At 43.0% G+C, this 16925-nt stretch carries 16 protein-coding genes and 2 riboswitches; of the genes, 6 read left to right on the top strand and 10 right to left on the bottom strand.

Annotation, left to right across the window (positions count from 1 at the left end):
* Positions 1 to 47 precede the first annotated feature (47 nt).
* On the top strand, positions 48 to 1094 hold the full coding sequence (locus CDZ94_RS16405) for a M42 family metallopeptidase (RefSeq protein WP_096438863.1): 1047 nt from the start codon (positions 48 to 50) through the stop codon (positions 1092 to 1094).
* Positions 1095 to 1205: 111 nt separating this feature from the next.
* On the opposite strand, the gene CDZ94_RS16400 is transcribed toward CDZ94_RS16405, so the two are convergent.
* From CDZ94_RS16400 to CDZ94_RS16355, 10 genes are all read right to left on the bottom strand, one after another.
* Positions 1206 to 1736: an isoprenylcysteine carboxyl methyltransferase family protein gene (locus tag CDZ94_RS16400; protein ID WP_342587633.1), complete on the bottom strand. Its 531-nt coding sequence runs from the start codon at positions 1734 to 1736 to the stop codon at positions 1206 to 1208.
* On the bottom strand, positions 1733 to 2830 hold the full coding sequence (locus tag CDZ94_RS16395) for a type III polyketide synthase (RefSeq protein WP_096438861.1): 1098 nt from the start codon (positions 2828 to 2830) through the stop codon (positions 1733 to 1735). Before CDZ94_RS16395 ends, CDZ94_RS16400 begins: the two co-directional genes overlap by 4 nt.
* Before the next feature lie 131 nt (positions 2831 to 2961).
* Positions 2962 to 4275 carry an NCS2 family permease gene (locus CDZ94_RS16390; RefSeq protein ID WP_096438859.1) on the bottom strand — a complete coding sequence of 438 codons (1314 nt, stop codon included), beginning with the start codon at positions 4273 to 4275 and terminating at the stop codon, positions 2962 to 2964.
* 206 nt (positions 4276 to 4481) lie between these two features.
* A riboswitch (purine riboswitch) is annotated at positions 4482 to 4583 on the bottom strand.
* A 97-nt stretch (positions 4584 to 4680) separates the two neighbouring features.
* Positions 4681 to 6219 (bottom strand): glutamine-hydrolyzing GMP synthase, encoded by a 1539-nt coding sequence (guaA, locus tag CDZ94_RS16385; RefSeq protein ID WP_096438857.1) that lies wholly within the window; start codon positions 6217 to 6219, stop codon positions 4681 to 4683.
* A 498-nt stretch (positions 6220 to 6717) separates the two neighbouring features.
* A riboswitch (purine riboswitch) is annotated at positions 6718 to 6819 on the bottom strand.
* Positions 6820 to 6883: 64 nt separating this feature from the next.
* Positions 6884 to 9166 (bottom strand): DUF4129 domain-containing transglutaminase family protein, encoded by a 2283-nt coding sequence (locus CDZ94_RS16380; protein ID WP_198546729.1) that lies wholly within the window; start codon positions 9164 to 9166, stop codon positions 6884 to 6886.
* Positions 9150 to 10409, bottom strand: coding sequence for a DUF58 domain-containing protein (locus tag CDZ94_RS16375; RefSeq protein WP_096438853.1), 1260 nt, complete (start codon positions 10407 to 10409; stop codon positions 9150 to 9152). Before CDZ94_RS16375 ends, CDZ94_RS16380 begins: the two co-directional genes overlap by 17 nt.
* Complete coding sequence (locus tag CDZ94_RS16370) at positions 10406 to 11383, bottom strand: AAA family ATPase (protein WP_096438851.1); 978 nt, start codon at positions 11381 to 11383, stop codon at positions 10406 to 10408. Before CDZ94_RS16370 ends, CDZ94_RS16375 begins: the two co-directional genes overlap by 4 nt.
* A gap of 162 nt (positions 11384 to 11545) precedes the next feature.
* Entirely contained in the window at positions 11546 to 12349 is an 804-nt protein-coding gene (locus CDZ94_RS16365) for a sulfite exporter TauE/SafE family protein (RefSeq protein ID WP_245415749.1), read from the bottom strand.
* Between the two features lie 266 nt (positions 12350 to 12615).
* Positions 12616 to 12912, bottom strand: coding sequence for a hypothetical protein (locus CDZ94_RS16360; RefSeq protein WP_096438849.1), 297 nt, complete (start codon positions 12910 to 12912; stop codon positions 12616 to 12618).
* A 137-nt stretch (positions 12913 to 13049) separates the two neighbouring features.
* Positions 13050 to 13682 carry a nitroreductase family protein gene (locus CDZ94_RS16355; protein WP_096440936.1) on the bottom strand — a complete coding sequence of 211 codons (633 nt, stop codon included), beginning with the start codon at positions 13680 to 13682 and terminating at the stop codon, positions 13050 to 13052.
* 160 nt (positions 13683 to 13842) lie between these two features.
* On the opposite strand from CDZ94_RS16355, the gene CDZ94_RS16350 reads away from it, so the two are divergent.
* From CDZ94_RS16350 to CDZ94_RS16335, 5 genes are all read left to right on the top strand, one after another.
* The gene (locus CDZ94_RS16350) at positions 13843 to 14637 is read left to right on the top strand and encodes a fumarylacetoacetate hydrolase family protein (protein WP_096438847.1); all 795 of its coding nucleotides are present in this window, start codon (positions 13843 to 13845) and stop codon (positions 14635 to 14637) included.
* Positions 14637 to 15386 carry a fumarylacetoacetate hydrolase family protein gene (locus CDZ94_RS16345; protein WP_096438845.1) on the top strand — a complete coding sequence of 250 codons (750 nt, stop codon included), beginning with the start codon at positions 14637 to 14639 and terminating at the stop codon, positions 15384 to 15386. The genes CDZ94_RS16350 and CDZ94_RS16345 overlap by 1 nt, the downstream gene beginning before the upstream one ends.
* Positions 15387 to 15425: 39 nt before the next feature.
* Positions 15426 to 15809: a 5-carboxymethyl-2-hydroxymuconate Delta-isomerase gene (locus CDZ94_RS16340; protein WP_096438843.1), complete on the top strand. Its 384-nt coding sequence runs from the start codon at positions 15426 to 15428 to the stop codon at positions 15807 to 15809.
* Between the two features lie 69 nt (positions 15810 to 15878).
* The gene (locus CDZ94_RS21425) at positions 15879 to 16055 is read left to right on the top strand and encodes a hypothetical protein (RefSeq protein ID WP_157812053.1); all 177 of its coding nucleotides are present in this window, start codon (positions 15879 to 15881) and stop codon (positions 16053 to 16055) included.
* 50 nt (positions 16056 to 16105) lie between these two features.
* On the top strand, positions 16106 to 16870 hold the full coding sequence (locus CDZ94_RS16335; protein WP_096438841.1) for a class I SAM-dependent methyltransferase: 765 nt from the start codon (positions 16106 to 16108) through the stop codon (positions 16868 to 16870).
* The last annotated feature ends 55 nt before the right edge of the window (positions 16871 to 16925 follow it).

Raw genomic sequence — 16925 nt, 5'->3', positions numbered from 1 at the left:
ATAATAGAGGGATAACTAACAGAATTTTTTTGACAGGAGTGGGTGTCATGAGTTATCCGAATGCTGATAAAACGATTGAATTGATTAAAGAATTAGTAGAGATTCCGAGTCCTTCTGGGAATACGGACGAAGTAATTTCATTTGTAGAGGGGGTTCTTCGTGACCTGCAAGTGGGAACAAAGCGGAACCGAAAAGGTGGATTGATTGCTACGATTCCAGGAAAGGATAGCGATCAACATCGCATGCTAACCGCTCACGTTGATACGTTAGGCGCGATCGTCAAGGAAGTAAAAGCGAGTGGCCGCTTGAAGCTCGACCTTATCGGCGGTTTTAAATACAACTCGATTGAAGGCGAGTATTGTCAAATTGAAACGACCGCTGGAGAGAAATATAGTGGAACGATTCTCATGCATCAAACGTCGGTCCATGTGTATAAAAACGCTGGGAAAGCTGAGCGTAATCAAGATAATATGGAAATCCGTATTGATGAAAAAGTACATAGTGCTGATGAAGTCCGTGCTCTTGGAATTGAAGTTGGTGACTTTGTCTCGTTTAATCCCAGGGCCGAAGTGTTGGCTAATGGCTACATCAAGTCTCGCCATTTAGACGATAAAGCGAGTGTCGGTATCCTTTTACAATTAATCAAACAAGTGAAGGAAGAAAGCGTGGAGCTGCCTTATACAACGCATTTTTTGATCTCAAACAATGAAGAAATCGGATACGGCGGGAATTCGAACATCACACCTGAGACAGTAGAATATTTAGCTGTCGATATGGGAGCGATGGGTGATGGTCAATCTACCGATGAATACACCGTGTCGATATGCGTAAAAGATGCGAGTGGCCCTTATCACTATGGATTGCGTAAGCATTTAGTTCAGCTTGCAAGAGAAAATGAAGTGAACTATAAGCTTGATATTTATCCTTACTATGGCTCAGATGCCTCAGCGGCGATCCGTGCGGGACATGATATTGTACATGGGTTAGTCGGTCCCGGAATTGATTCCTCTCATGCGTTTGAAAGAACCCATCGTTCCTCAATTGAAGAAACGACGAAGTTACTTTATCACTATTTGCAGTCGGAGTTGGTGTAAATAGTTTCTGTCACCCATACAAAAAGGAGTAATCGTCTTCTGACGGATTACTCCTTTTTGTGTAGGTAGAAGAATACTGTTCGCATTTGTGGCGTTTCTCCTGACTTGTTATCATTTATTCCCGACTTGTTCCGTCGCCCATCCGAGTGCTTTTTCTTCTTCTGGAATCCGCACTTTTAATAGAATGAGCCCATTCAATAGCGTAAAGAGTATACACGTGAGATATGCTTCGAAAATGAGCGGGATCACGAGAAATTCTATCGTAACAATCGCATAGTTTGGATGACTGAGCCAGCGATACGGACCTTTTTTAACTAACTTCGCACCAGGTAATACTATGATTTTTGTATTCCAATAGCGCCCAAGTGATGTGAGTGCCCATATCCGTCCAGCCTGAGCTAAAAGGAAGATCGTAAACGGGAGTGCCCACCAAGTGATCGCTGACTTTTCTAGCATAAACACTTCAGCAATGAGAATGAGAAAGAAGCTCGCATGCATAACCACAATCCACTTGTAGTGAGATTCGCCAAATTCACGGGCTCCTTTTTCGCGCATCCATCGTTCATTATTTTTGGCTACAACAAGTTCTATTCCTCGCTGTGCCACTATGATCCCGATTAACGTCCCAAAAAGCATCATCATCTGACCGCCTCCCATTTCAAGTGAAGAATTTCAGAACAAAAACCAGGTCCTAATGCGGTCATGATCCCCTGGCTCCCACTCTCTGGCCGCTGAAGCATCGTTTCTTTTAATACATAGAGTACGGTAGGCGCGCTCATGTTTCCGTGGTTTTCAAGGACTGTTCTCGGTATTTCTGTCATTTGTTTAGAGTAATTCATTGCTGTTTCGTATGCTTCCAGTACTTTCTTTCCACCAGGATGGGCAACAAAGTGAGCAATGTCTTCTTTTGTTAAGCCTTGTTGTTCGAGAAACATGTCAACGTTTGGCCTTAGCCACTCCTTTATAATAGACGGGATATCGCGGGAAAAAATGACGTGGAGGCCTTCATTTTTCACATCCCACCCCATCACATCTTCACTGTCCTTCATGAGAGTAGACTGTGTGCCAAGAATATGCGGAATCGCCGGTAATGCTTGATTATTCTCGGTCTCAACGTTGTCTCCTACTACAAGGGCACAAGCGACTCCATCTGCAAATAACGACGTGCCAACGAGGTTGCTTTTTCTGATGTCATTTCTCTGAAAGGTTATACTACATAGCTCAACACACAAGACGAGAACCTTGGCATCTGGATAGGCTCGGCAATACTCATAGGCCCGGCTCACACCAGCTGCCCCGCCTGCACACCCTAGTCCCCAGAGCGGGATGCGTTTAATGTGCGGAGAAAACGGCAGTTGGTTGATAATTCGTGCATCGATCGTTGGTGTAGCTAAGCCCGAGCTCGATACGTAAATGATCGCATCAATGTCATTATAGTCGATGGCCTCATTAAGAAATTCGTTTGGAGCAAGGCATGTGCGGACTGCCTCAGTTCCTAGGTGTACCGCTTCTTTTATGTATAAGTCATTCTTTTCTTCAAACGAATGATCTTCAGCAAACCATTCTTTCGGAACGACGAAATTCCGCCTTTGAATCTGACCATTCCCAAAAATCTTCATTAGACGATCAATATCAGTAAATGACTCGCGAAACATTTCTTTGACAATGGCTTCCGTTTCATTTTGTTCTACTGTATGAGGTGGCACTTCCGTACTTATCGATAAGACTCTTGGCATATGTAAGCCCTCCCCAAAGGCAAACGACATTTTCAAGTAGTTTACCCTAAAAAGCTCTTTTTCTAACATCTAATACCAAAAAGGGGTCTGTCCTTGAGCGAGTGCTCAGGGACAGACCCCCGGATTATACTTTATTCACCTAGATAAACAAAATAAAGAATGAACACAAAGAACATCACGTACATGATTGGATGAACTTCTTTCCAACGACCTTTCGCGATCATCGTAATTGGGTACATGATAAACCCGAGAGCAATTCCTGTGGCAATACTATACGTTAATGGCATCGCGATCACCGTTAAAAATGCAGGTACAGCTACTTCAAACTGTTTCCAGTCAATATTGGAAAGAGCACCAGCCATCAGAATACCGACAATAATCAATGCAGGAGCTGTTACTTCTCCTGTTACGACCACAAGGAGTGGTGAGAAAAACAAAGCTATCAAGAAAAAGAACGCTGTGACAAGGGAGGCAAACCCTGTTCGGGCACCTGCAGCAATTCCTGAAGACGATTCGATATAAGCCGTCGTAGTCGATGTACCAAGAATCGCACCAATAGACGATGCGGAAGAGTCCGCCAATAACGCGCGGCCCGCTCTTGGAAGCTTGTTATTTTTCACATAGCCAGCTTGGTTTGCAACAGCATATAAAGTTCCCGCTGTATCAAAGAAATCTACAAATAAGAACGTTAAGATAACAATTAATAGTTGAAATGTGAAAATTTCAGATAAAGCCATTTCACCGAACGGGGCAAAAGCCGCTCCGAACGTTGGCGCCAGACTTGGCACTGATCCGACAATGGAACTTGGCATTTCAATAAGTCCAAATAGAACTCCTGCTACAGCCGTAGCGATCATTCCATAAAAGATACCGCCTTTTAAGCCAATCGTCATCAGAATGACGGTAATGACTACACCAAATACAGCAAGTAACGTCGTTGGATTCGTAAGATCTCCTACTTGTACCATTGTATCTTCAGAAAACACGACGATTCCAGCATTTTGCAGCCCAATAAAAGCAATAAATAATCCAATACCTGCTGCTGCTGCGTATTTAAGTTCAGCTGGAATCGCATTAATAATTAACTCACGAATACCGATGACAGAAATGATTATAAAGACAATACCGGAAATAAAAACACCAAGTAGAGCTGTTTCCCACGGAATCCCAAGACCCAGGACAACCGAAAACGTGAAAAATGCGTTAAGTCCCATTCCTGGTGCTAGGGCAATCGGATAACGAGCAACAAGCCCCATAATCGCGGTTCCAATCGCTGCAGCAAGTGCTGTAGCTACAAACACCGCACCCGTATCCATCCCCGTCGGCTCAAGAACATTAGGATTCACAAACAAAATGTATGCCATCGCCAAAAATGTCGTCAAACCACCTAAAAATTCACGACGATAATTCGTCTCTAATTCATCAAACTGAAAGTAACCTTTCATTCCCCAATCTCCCCTTCATTTCTTCACAAAATTGTACGGGGACTGTCCCCCGACAAATTGTTCGGGGGACAGTCCCCTGAACTTTTTGCTCTTCTACGCAAAAACTCCGAGCCTACAAGTAGGCCCGGAGCGAAAGTCTTCTATAAAATACGACGAAAGGTTGAAAAATGAATACAAGCTCAAGCTCTCTAGTTAAGAGCCCTCCTCTTTCCAACTCGATCGTTCGTAGTCAGGTCATTTACGGCAACCTGGTAGAGACTTACGGGCCTTATTCCCGTTATTATACGAACTACCTTGTGTTCCTCACTTATAGTACCAGAGGTTAGAAAGAGGTGTCAATGTTAAACACGAATATTCACAATCCAATTTTTAACTAATGTTCGGTTTCGCACCCAAAAACAAGGTTTATTCCCACTCAATCGTTGAAGGTGGCTTAGATGTTATGTCATACACAACCCGGTTTACGTGAGCAACTTCATTTACAATACGTGTAGAAATTTTCTCTAGCACATCGTAAGGAATGCGCGCCCAGTCAGAAGTCATGCCATCGATCGAAGTTACAGCACGCACACCTACTGTATAGTCATACGTTCTTTCATCACCCATTACACCGACACTTCGCATATCCGGAAGCGCTGTGAAGTACTGCCAGATTTCACGTTCAAGACCAGCATTTTTCACTTCTTCGCGTAAAATAGCATCAGATTCACGGACAATTTCTAGTTTCTCATCTGTGATCTCTCCAAGTACTCGGATACCAAGCCCTGGTCCTGGGAACGGCTGGCGCCACACGACTTCGTCCGGAAGACCCAGCTCAGAACCGACCTCACGCACCTCATCTTTAAACAGTGTGTTCAACGGTTCAATTAGATCAAATTTCATATCTTCCGGCAGTCCACCTACGTTATGGTGAGACTTAATCGTTTGTGCCGTATCCGTGCCGCTTTCGATAATATCAGTATACAGCGTTCCTTGAGCCAAAAAGTCCATGTCCTTAAGTTTACCTGCTTCTTCTTCAAACACGTAAATAAACTCATTACCGATAATTTTACGTTTTTGCTCAGGATCGGATACCCCCGCTAGCTTTGAAAGGAAACGCTCTTGGGCATCAATTTTTACGACCTTCATGTCAAACCCTTCAGTGAAGGTCTTCATCACACTGTCAGCCTCCCCTTTTCGAAGCAAGCCGTGATCAATAAACATACACGTAAGCTGATCACCAATCGCTTTATGAACAAGAGCGGCTACAACAGAAGAGTCTACACCTCCGCTTAGAGCGCACAACACTTGACGATCGCCAACAGCTTCACGTATTTTGTCAACTTCCATATCGATATAATTTTCCATCGACCAGTTGCCTTCACATTCACAAATACTATAGACAAAGTTCTTCAAAAGTTCATTTCCGTACTCACTGTTTCGTACTTCCGGGTGGAATTGAACCCCGTATAGTTTACGGCGTACATCACTCATTGCCGCAACCGGACAAGAGACATTCGTAGCATCGACAACAAAACCAGCAGGAGGTGCCACCACTTTATCACCGTGACTCATCCAAACAGACTGCTCTTTTGGAAGTCCTTCAAATAGTTTATTTTCGTTTTCAACATCAATGATCGCTTTTCCGTATTCTCGGTGATTTGCCGCTTCCACTTTTCCCTCAAAGTGATGTGTCATCAGCTGCATACCATAGCAAATCCCTAAAACCGGAATGCCTAAATCAAAAATCTTTTCATCACAAGAAGGTGCTCCTTCAACGTAAGCACTTCCCGGCCCACCTGAAAAAATAATGCCTGTTGGATTCATTTCTTTAATTTCTTCTGCCGTTACTTTGTGGGAGTGCAACTCACTAAACACTCCAAGATCACGAATACGACGTGTAATCAGCTGGTTATACTGTCCTCCGAAATCAAGGACAATAATCTTTTCGTTAATCTCCTGCATCATCCATCCACCTTTACATTATTGTCAACCCGATCCGCTATCTGTTCCTTATTATGATCGGCTATGCTTTCATTTCATGCAGATCAGGCTCAAAAACTCTTGAAGCCTGTTTATTTCCTAGTAAAAGAAAAGCGCAAGGCGCCCTTACCCGATGACATGCCTATGTTCTGTCCGATAAAAAGTGCTGGTTACATTTAATAGGACAGGTTAATTGGGGATTACTGAATAACTCTAGAACTCAAATACAAAGGGTGCCGCTTCCATGGCTTCACTTTCCGCAGGCAACGCTTCAGCCTCCTCGAGAAAAGCGCCCTGCCGGGTCTCAGATGGTCCGTTTTTCCGCAGGAGTTTCCGTCCAACGTAGCCTGGGCTCAGAATTATGAAATTCATTCAACTCTTAAAAAAAACTAGAAATCCCCCTTGCCGTCAATAAAAGACAGAAAGGCAGAATTCTAGTTTTAATGAGCGTACAAAAGAATTTTTGAACCTCTCTATTGCAAACATAGAATCTGCCTTCATAGTCAGGTAGTTAATGGCAACCCGGTAGAGACTCTTAGGCCTTATTCCTAAGGATATACGAAGGATCCAGTTGTTTTTTTACCTCATTGTTTCTTAACACGTTGGTTTTCGAACGGATTCATTTTACCAATCTAAAGCTCCCCGGTCAAGACTTCAATGCATTAACCAGCTCTTCCCAAGAATGCTTTTCTTCTGACCAGTTGCTTTTGGTATTTTTCCCACCATAACATACTCTTTCATAACGATCTGTTAAGCGCCCCATGGCCATTGTGCCTGTAATATGATCGACGCGCTTAGCGTACTCCCTGAGTGTTTCTCCATCACCTCGTGGAATACCTTCGTTATCGAGTATCCAAAGCGCACGCTGATAGGCTTCTACAAAACGTTCATCTCTCCCTAGTAGTTTGTAATACCATAAGAAATACCGGTTGAGCATCCGATGTTTTTTCTGATACATAATCAATACTATGACAAGGACGATAAGTGAAATGAAAAACGTTTTTGGTGTAAGCCAATTGATGGAGCCGAGGTTAAACGTCCCTCCGCTACCAGGTCCGGCACTGCCTTCATCAAGGTCATCTTCCATCGGCGGTGTCATGTCATCTTGGCCCGGCACTTCAGCAGACTCTCTATCCTCATCTTCTTCGTCATCTTCTGTGGTAATATCTAGCTCTTCACTTTCTTCAGTGAACTCGACGTTGTTATTAAATCCTTGTGTCGGTTCAAATGGTACCCAACCTACCCCTTCAAAGTAAACTTCTACCCAAGAATGAGCATTTCCATTCGTAACTTCGTAACGTTCCAGGCCATCGTCGAGATTTTCAACGGACTCCCCTTCCGTAAAGCCTTTCACCCAGCGCGTCGGAATATCAACGGACCTTAGTAAAACGGCCATGGAAGTTGAAAAATTATCACAATAGCCACGACGAGAATCGAACAAAAATTGATCGACGTAGTCTTCACCTTCTTCTGGAACAGGAATGTCAGCGGTATCGTATGTGAAGTCATTTTCTGAAAAATACTGCTCAACTGCAACCACTTTATCATAACGATTGTCATGTTCGTCTGTAATTTCTTCTGCCAGCTCAACTACTCGCTCAGGCAAATCGTCAGGAAGCTGTAAATACAGATCGCGAATGTCGTCTGGGTCTTCCTGATCTGAAGATTCTAGTGTATCAATATTAAAAGCAGGATAGTCATATTGAAGTTCATATTCTAAAAGTTGAACATCCTCATTTCCTCCCTGCCCCCGAGCAACGACTTCACCGCCAACGACATCGGTTTCAAACTGCGGCACAGGAGCTCCGTCCGTTTGGCCGTCTACAGAGAAGCCCATCGTATCGACGTTTAAAGACGTAAGCTGTCCAGGGTAAAAAAGATTCGAATAGCCTACCCCTTCTTCCATCGTTAGCAATGTTGAATAGTTCTCAGTTTTAACAGAAGAGTCGTACATGTAATAATCTACTTCCTCTTGGAAAACGGAGGATGACTCTTCGTACTGCGGACTTGAAACCCAGCCATGGCCCGTATATTCATGTTTTGATTCGCCTCGCCAGTACCCCGGCTGTTCTGTTTCCGCATAAAAGACCGGAGTATCATCCTGAATGAATCCGCCACCCAAACGTTCATCGTTGTCCCCGTAACCTACACGTCTGACTCCTTCGCCGCCAATACCCGTTTCACCTGTAACCCACCGTTCCATTGCCGGGACAGGGTCATCCCACTGCGGCTCTAATTTCGGAGCTGCGTAACCGATTGTCGTCGCGGCCAAAATCATAACGACCAATGTATAAAGCCAGGCTGTTGACATAAAGGAAGCAGAACGTCTGCCAATTTCTTTCTCTTTTGCCTGAACACTGAGCATGTGAAGCATACTTACTAAAAAGAAGCTAATGACGACGATGCGAACGATCGCCATACTTGCATCAACTACAGTAAACGTATCAAGAAGGGTGATATAAACAATCGTTGCAAAAATAAAAAAGAAGATTTTCTTAATATGGAAAATCCAAAAATACATTAAATAAGCGACCAACCCTAGTAATAAAAAGAACAAAAACGAACGGAACGGATCGGTTAAAGCATAGAGATCCCAAGATAGAATGAACCGGAAGTTTTGTGCAAGGTCTGCAAAAAAGAAGCGAACTGATTCTCCGCCTCCTTCTCTGCTAAAAAAGCTGCCTTCGTGAAAAATCGTATGAAGTCCATACAAGCTCCCAATAAAGAGCAGTGGGATCGTAGCGTAAAATGGAACCTTAAAAAAGATTAACAGAAAAGCCAACATAGCAAAGTAGGCAAACATTTCAATTTCACCGGTATACGTCACTAAGGGAATCGGCTTTAGCCACTCCCAAACAAGCAAGAAGCCGAGAGCGTACACAAGAAAATGAACAAATGTATGAGATTTTTCTTTATCGAATCGTTTCATAGCGCTCACCTTCATTTGTAGAGATCGCGTCTGATAAATTACCGTCTGAAATCATATAAGTCACGGCCCCTTGCCGCTTTAGTTCATAAAAGCGTTCTTTCTCCCAAGGGTCCCGGTCCACTTTTGTCACCATTAAGCAAACATACACCTGTACACGTCTGCTTAACAAAATTTTCACACGGTTAAGAAGTTCATCACTTAATTCCGTTGTAACTAAAATGAACGATGTTCCTTTTGGGATTTGATCACTTTCTTCACGAAAGCGCGCTTCAAAGTCCCCTGTCCTTGTCGCTTTCACTTTTGCCAAATGATAAACGAGTCGCTGCTGCTGATCTGCACCAGCATCCAAAGGGAATTTTGTTACATGCTCCCCCATTGACCAAAGCCCATACTGAAGCTGTCTGCGATGGGAGTACATTACAACTGACGTAATAAGCTCTATTCCTTTTTCAAAAGCCTCCAATGTGTCCGACTGATAATCAGCTACACGCTCGTTTAAGACCATAAGGAAATTCTGCCCAATATACTCCTCAAACTCTTTCGTCATGAGCTTATTCGCACGAGCGCTCACTTTCCAATCAATACTCGTTAACTTGTCCCCCGGTACATATTCCCTCGCCCCAGCAACTGACGTTACATCCTCTACAAAATCAGCTGCCGACAACCGCGTTTCGGTATCGTGCCTTTCATAAGCGGACCAGCGTTCAATGTGATGATAATCCGGGTAAACAAGAAGGTCCTCGGAAGCAGCTACATACTTTTGTTTTTGAAACAACCCGAACATATCACTCGTCTCTAAACGAGTCCCTTTAAATGCATACTCCCCCCGCTTCAACGAAGGAATCGTATATTGAAATGTCAATTCTTTTTTGACGGTCGGGTAAAAAATCATTTTCGGAGAACAATCAAGCTGTCTCTCCAACCCTTCGTCCATCTCATCTTCTACGACCAAGTATAAAAACGGAAACGGCCACTTTCTTTTGATGGTTACCGTCACTGTCATTTTCGAACCAGCAACAGCAGCCGACTGTCCGAAAGATCTCGTTACTTCCAAAGCTCCTAAAGGAATCGCTATATACAAAAGCATCACGACAAAAATCGTTGTTACCGCATAAAACAAAAACCAGCTCACAAAGCCGCCTTGAAACATCGCATAGCTAAACGTTCCAACAACAACTGCTACTAGAGCAATAAGCTTCATCACTTTTTTTACTGCCAGGTACACCGATTTCAGGTAGCTCATCCTTTAGTAGCTTCCTTTTGAACAGGAATATTTGCTTGTTTAATGACATCACGGATCACGTGATCATTGGTTAAATTTGAAAGTTTTGCATCCGAGTTTAAGAGAATACGATGTCCTAATGCATAAGGTGCCAAAAACTTAATGTCATCAGGAATGACGTAATCCCGTTTTTGCATATAAGCATAGGCTTGTCCTGCCTTCATAAGCGCAATAGAAGCACGAGGACTAGCACCTAAATAAACCGTGTGGTGCTTTCGTGTTGCAGTTACAAGATTAATAATGTACGTTTTCACCATTTCATCAACATAAACATTGACCACTTCTTTTTGCATGTTCAGTAAATCATCGAGGGTAAGGACTTCCTTTAAAGCCTCGATCGGATGCTTCTTTTCAACACGGTTTAAAACTTCAAGCTCTTCACGTTTAGAAGGGTAACCAATTTTAAATTTGAACAAAAACCGGTCGAGCTGCGCTTCAGGAAGCGGATACGTACCGCCATACTCAATCGGGTTTTGAGTAGCCATGACAAAAAAGGGATCTTGTAACTCTCGTGTCATTCCGTCGGTCGTCACACTTCCTTCTTCTAACGCTTCTAACAGAGCCGCCTGCGTTTTCGGAGATGTCCGGTTAATTTCGTCAGCTAAAACGACATTGGACATCACCGGTCCTGGCCGGAAAACAAAATCCATCGTCTGCTGGTTAAACACAGAAACACCCGTCACGTCAGAAGGAAGGAGATCCGGCGTAAACTGAATTCGTTTAAAATCAGCGCCTAACGATTTAGCAATTGCTCTTACCATCATCGTTTTCCCAACTCCTGGAACATCCTCTAAAAGGACGTGCCCACCACTGAGCATCGCGATTAAACTTAGCTCAATTTCACTACGCTTTCCTACAACAACCTTCTCTACATTTTCAATAATTTTATCGACAAACGGCTGTGCCACCGTTGAATCTTGTTTTCTATTTTCCACGAGTACTACCTCCTAAATACAATCTATTGCAGTATCTTTTAAAAAAATCACAACCTCTTGAAACTAGTTCTATCATATCATGCCCACTAATAAATTTCGTTAACTCTAAAGAGCTTTTCCAGAATTTTAACAAAGAGGGTAAGACACACCCCCACTCCGAATCTAGCTGAATATAATTAAATTCAATGCAGCTATAAATACTAAAATCATCGCAAATTTGCGAATCACGTTATTTGGTAGTTTTTCAAACCATTTCAAACCTAAACTCGTTCCAATAAAAACACCGACAACCCCTACGAAGAAATACACATAAAAGCCAGTATTAAAGTCTCCGTTCAAACCATGCAAAATAAGGGAGAACAACGTGGTGACAACAACCGTCACTTGCAGGTTAGCACTGTATTTAAGCTTATCTTTGTAGACTATCAAGAAATAAAACACCATAAATGGGCCTCCTACAGCAAACACGCCTCCAACAAACCCACTAAGAAACCCAAGTATGATCGGAATTATAGGGTTGATCCCAATTGAAGAGTCCTTTTTCTTTTTATCTAATACTAAATAAATGACCATCCCGATTAAAAAGAAGCCCAGCCACTGCTTCATAATCTCCATTTCCCCGTACGCATTCAAAACAAAAAAAGCACACACTCGTCCAACAAGAGCCGAGCTCAAAACGATAATTAATCCTTTTAATTCAATATGTTTATAGATTTTACGAAGTATACTTAATGAAGCGACAAGTAATAAAGCAATCACAATTAACGTACTCTCTTTAATTGTAAGCATTAGAGGCAAAAACCCCATGACCACGAGCCCTAAACCAAACCCACTAGCCCCTTGAACAAAACCTCCAATTAAGATGATCAAAAAAATAAAAAGCAATTCCCATATCATTTGAATCCCGTCCTGTTCTAGGTGTATGTCTTCACAGCAATGAATACCGCCTGTTAAACCTTTCTTCATCTTACTACACATTGGATTAGCCCGCTTTGGTTATGCCTGCTCGTTGGGAGTGGGTGGGATCTGGTCAACTAGGCTCTTTTTCTAGTCAAACTGCTTTTTAATCTGGTTATTCACGCTCTGCCGTAAGTACTGCCAAGCTTAACAGTTCATTGGTTCGGCCCCCTTAATATGAGCAGGATCGCTCTTTCCCCAAAGAAAAAGCCTGATATCTAAAAGAAGATACCAGGCAAATTAGCTATTTAACTAAAGTAGCGGGCAATCCGCGGTTACATCCCTCGCTTCATATGATGATGCGGATAGTGCCCTTGATCTGCGATAGATTCGTGCTTTTTTGCAAAATGCTCCGGGTCTTGTTTATGCTTCTTACCAAGATCCTTTTCAACATCAACCGTAACGACGTAATTCCCTTGCTCAAAGTAGCGTGCATAACGATCCGCTTCCTCGTCGTCTTTAGAAATGACATGAATATCACTTTCTGAATAGCCTTTATCCCTTAGCAGCTCTCCGAAAACTTCTTCCCTTTGCCCCAATGAGTCCATTACCGCAACAACAGTTCTAGCCATCGTACGTGCACCTCCAAGAAAGGTCATTATGTAAATACTACCCTCACCCCGGGTTTTAAAACTTCCAAACAACAAAGAGAGGGCTCTGTCCCTGAACGACCGTTCAGAGGCAGAGCCCTAGAAAAATAGACAAACTACTAAAATGTGTTCTTTACAACGACTTTTTCCAGGTCAAAGCGTGCAGATTGGTGAGCAGGTTTTGCTGCTTTCCCGACCGTTAAGAGCATGACAGGTACGTAACGTTCTGGTACATTGAACTCTTTTACGAAGGCCCCACGCTGGAAGCCACCCATTGGACAAGTGTCGTATCCTTTTGCTTTCGCTGCAAGCATTAGATTCATCGAAGCAAGAGATGCGTTTAAGAAAGCTTCATCGCGAGGAAAAGGTGTATCCCCTTCATACGCTTTGTTGATTTGCCCGACGAGTGTGTCTCTCACTTGTTCCGTCATAAAGCCATTATCGACAGCGCCTTGATAGACATCTTCAGCATTTTCATTCGCTTGTACATCACCTAAAACAGCGATAACTGCCGCACTATCAACGATTTGCTGCTGGTTGTAAGCGATTGGCAAAAGCTGTTCTTTTTTCTTCGGATCATCAACAACGAGAAACTTCCAATGTTGCAAGTTCCAAGATGAAGGCGCTTTTGACGCAGCCTCTAATATTTCAGTCAATTCCTCTTCAGGAATCGTCGCCTCCGGATCATATTTACGTACAGAGTGACGCTCGTTTATTGTTTGAAAAAGACCTAAGTCTTGTTGTTTTTTCATAGACATAATGTCAACTCCCCCTGAATCAAGTGAATAAATTTACATTACATAATTATAACAAGTTTCAACAAAGCACACAAAAAAAGTCATTCGCACAACAAAACCTTTTCATATGATAAAATAGAAGATAGAACATTCAGAAAAATGAGGAGTGAATTTTATGCAAAAAGTCAGAGTAAAACTATCTGGTCAACGTGATGATGTAATTGCATCACTCGATCAATCAAAGTCTAGTATTTTTTATCAAGGTATCCAACGGAACATGGAAGAATTACAGTACGAGACACCCGTCACAGGCACTGTTTACGGGACACTTTTAAACTATAAAGGAGAGCTTGCTAAACTAGGTGACGCTGTAAATCAAGACCCATACAACCAGCCTCCACAGGCACCTGTTCTTTACATAAAACCGAGGAATACCCACACGAGTCACAAACAGCCCATTCCTCTTCCAAAAAACATAGAATTCATTCAAACGGGAGCCACTCTCGGCATCGTGATCGGAAAAACCGCTACTAAACTAAAAAAAGAAAGCGCTTTAGATTACGTTATGGGTTATACAGTCGTAAATGACGTGACCGTTCCTCACGAAAGTGTGTTTCGTCCAGCGGTCAAACACCGCTCCCGAGACGGTTTTTGCCCAATGGGGCCGTGGATTGTTGAAAAAGACTCGTTTGAATCTCCTAACAGCGTCTCGATCCGCACGTGGGTTAACGGTAAACTCGTCCAGGAAAATACGACCGCGAACCTCATCCGCTCTGTAGAACAATTACTTGAAGACATTACCGAATTCATGACTCTTTACCAAGGAGACACTCTTCTCATTGGTGTTGCTGAGGACGCGCCATTAGTCCAAGCCTACGATCACGTCCGTATTGAAATTGACGGAGCAGGCTTTCTCGAAAATACAATTTTACCAGAACAAGAAATTCCGCTTAAAGGAGGGAACCGCTAATGAAAACTGCACGCGTTGTATATGCCGGAGCGATCCACGAAGGAAGAGAAGAAAACGGGCAACTGATCTTACAAGATGGTCGCACTGTATCAGAAGAAGAAGTCCAATGGCTCACCCCTCTTGAGCCACAAACCGTTTTTGCTCTTGGTCTTAATTATGCAGATCATGCTAGTGAACTAGCCTTTAACGCGCCAACCGAACCACTTGTCTTTTTAAAAGGGCCGAATACGTTCGTCGGTCACCGCGGACAAACCCACCGCCCGTCTGATGTAACCTTCATGCACTACGAATGTGAGCTAGCCGTTGTCATCGGAAAAACAGCCCGGAATGTAAAGCAAGAAGACGCCTATGATTATGTATCAGGCTATACAATTGCTAATGATTATGCTTTTCGTGACTATCTTGAAAACTATTACCGGCCGAACCTAAGGGTAAAAAATCGAGATCACTGTACACCACTCGGTCCTTGGTTCGTCGATGCAAAAGACATTCCGGACCCAATGAACCTTAAGCTTCGCACCTACGTCAACGGTGAGCTCACCCAAGAAGGTACGACAGAAAACATGATATTTGATATTCCACAGCTTATTGAATATTTGAGCAGCTTTATGACGCTTAGCGAAGGGGATATTATCTTAACCGGCACACCGAAAGGAACCGTGAATGTCGCTTGCGGAGATGAAGTCGTAACCGAAATTGAAGGCCTCGGCAAGTTATCGAATACGATTATGGGTGGCGATTCTGAGTAAAGTGCCGGAGAGTAGATTTGTAAACGAAAGGAGCATCTTATGCCACATATCATTGTCGAATACACTGAGAACTTGAAAGCTGAAACCGACATTCGTTCGTTGTTAAAAAAGATAAATAACGTGTTCATTGGCCGCCCTCACACCTTTCCTGTTGGCGGGGTACGCTCTCGTGCCATTGAACTTCACGATTACATTGTAGCAGATGACACCGAAGACGATGCCTTTGTTCATGTGACAGTAAAAATGGGTGGCGGGCGATCTGAAGATGATAAAAAAGACACTTGTGAAGCACTGTTTACCGTTGTGAGTGACCATTTCAATGATGTGTTCGAAAAACGGTACCTGGCTCTGTCCCTTGAATTGTTCGAGTTCAGTGAAGCTGGTACGTATAAGAAAAACAACATCCATAAACGGTACAAATGAGAAGGGAGTCTTGAAAGGTTGGCTTTTGACCTTTTGAGACTCCCTTCACTTCTAAAAGGAGATTTCTACATGACCTTACGAACACTCCAATTCATCGTAATGATACCGGTTGTTATCTTCACGATTTTTTCTATTTTTAACCCTTCTTTACTTGAATCCAAAGTCGGAAACGGACTCATTCTTGCCGGGGTGACAGCGGTTTTGATCATCCATAAAATCGAGCAGAGACAGACCCCTAAATCTTAGGCCCTCACAGAATCCTTACTTCGTTTTATATAAAGGAGTGCAAATCGATTATGGAAATCGAAAATCCCGCTTTCAATTATGACGAACACGGACATCAATATTCTGGACACCGACGAACCGACCCGAGAATAGCAGAATATGTTTATGCCGCTTTAGGCTCTGCTAAAACGGTGTTAAATGTAGGAGCCGGAGCCGGTTCTTACGAGCCTGGTGACAGATACGTCATAGCAGTTGAGCCATCACGGGTAATGCGTTCTCAACGTCAGACAACACAAAAAGCACCTGCAATCATTGGAACAGCGGATTCATTGCCTTTTGATGATCATTCCTTCGATGCCTCTATGGCAATGGTAACGATTCACCATTGGCCAGACATGCGAAAAGGTTTACAAGAATTAAGAAGGGTGACCCGAGACCAAGTTGTAATCATGACGTTTGATCCCGACTCCCTGAATGAATTTTGGAATGCACATTACTTTCCGGAATTAATTGAGGTAGAAAAGTCACGTTACCCTACAATAAAATCCATTACAAATGCACTTGGAGGAAAGTGCGAAGTTCAGCCTATTCCAGTCCCTTTTGACTGTGTAGACGGCTTTCAAGAAGCTTTTTACGGGCGACCCGAAGCTTTTTTAAAAAAAGAAGTGCGATTATCACAGTCAGCATGGCGATTTTTACCTGAGGGAGTTGAAGATAAATTGGTAAAAGCTCTTTCAGATGACCTTAAATCAGGTAAATGGGATAAGAAATATGGAAAGTATAGAAAGAAGTCTAGTTTCACCTGTGCGATGCGACTAATCATAGCAAAGCCGTAAAGTTAACTTGCGATTTATTGAAAAGTATCACCTCTCCTACAAAAACCAAAGCCAG

It is taken from the genome of Alteribacter populi (assembly GCF_002352765.1).
Classification (GTDB): domain Bacteria; phylum Bacillota; class Bacilli; order Bacillales; family Salisediminibacteriaceae; genus Alteribacter; species Alteribacter populi.
The sequence above is the reverse complement of the archived record's forward strand: the minus strand, read 5'-3'. Positions and strand labels throughout refer to the sequence as shown.

What these genes read in the sequence shown, in the direction of transcription:
- CDZ94_RS16375 (WP_096438853.1), bottom strand. Translation starts at nt 10,409, where the DNA reads ATGAGCTACCTGAAATCGGTGTACCTGGCAGTAAAAAAAGTGATGAAG.
- CDZ94_RS16355 (WP_096440936.1), bottom strand. Translation starts at nt 13,682, where the DNA reads ATGAAAAAACAACAAGACTTAGGTCTTTTTCAAACAATAAACGAGCGT.
- CDZ94_RS16360 (WP_096438849.1), bottom strand. Translation starts at nt 12,912, where the DNA reads ATGGCTAGAACTGTTGTTGCGGTAATGGACTCATTGGGGCAAAGGGAA.
- CDZ94_RS16390 (WP_096438859.1), bottom strand. Translation starts at nt 4,275, where the DNA reads ATGAAAGGTTACTTTCAGTTTGATGAATTAGAGACGAATTATCGTCGT.
- CDZ94_RS16340 (WP_096438843.1), top strand. Translation starts at nt 15,426, where the DNA reads ATGCCACATATCATTGTCGAATACACTGAGAACTTGAAAGCTGAAACC.
- CDZ94_RS21425 (WP_157812053.1), top strand. Translation starts at nt 15,879, where the DNA reads ATGACCTTACGAACACTCCAATTCATCGTAATGATACCGGTTGTTATC.
- CDZ94_RS16335 (WP_096438841.1), top strand. Translation starts at nt 16,106, where the DNA reads ATGGAAATCGAAAATCCCGCTTTCAATTATGACGAACACGGACATCAA.
- CDZ94_RS16345 (WP_096438845.1), top strand. Translation starts at nt 14,637, where the DNA reads ATGAAAACTGCACGCGTTGTATATGCCGGAGCGATCCACGAAGGAAGA.
- CDZ94_RS16380 (WP_198546729.1), bottom strand. Translation starts at nt 9,166, where the DNA reads ATGAAACGATTCGATAAAGAAAAATCTCATACATTTGTTCATTTTCTT.
- CDZ94_RS16405 (WP_096438863.1), top strand. Translation starts at nt 48, where the DNA reads ATGAGTTATCCGAATGCTGATAAAACGATTGAATTGATTAAAGAATTA.
- guaA (WP_096438857.1), bottom strand. Translation starts at nt 6,219, where the DNA reads ATGCAGGAGATTAACGAAAAGATTATTGTCCTTGATTTCGGAGGACAG.
- CDZ94_RS16365 (WP_245415749.1), bottom strand. Translation starts at nt 12,349, where the DNA reads ATGAAGAAAGGTTTAACAGGCGGTATTCATTGCTGTGAAGACATACAC.
- CDZ94_RS16400 (WP_342587633.1), bottom strand. Translation starts at nt 1,736, where the DNA reads ATGATGATGCTTTTTGGGACGTTAATCGGGATCATAGTGGCACAGCGA.
- CDZ94_RS16395 (WP_096438861.1), bottom strand. Translation starts at nt 2,830, where the DNA reads ATGCCAAGAGTCTTATCGATAAGTACGGAAGTGCCACCTCATACAGTA.
- CDZ94_RS16350 (WP_096438847.1), top strand. Translation starts at nt 13,843, where the DNA reads ATGCAAAAAGTCAGAGTAAAACTATCTGGTCAACGTGATGATGTAATT.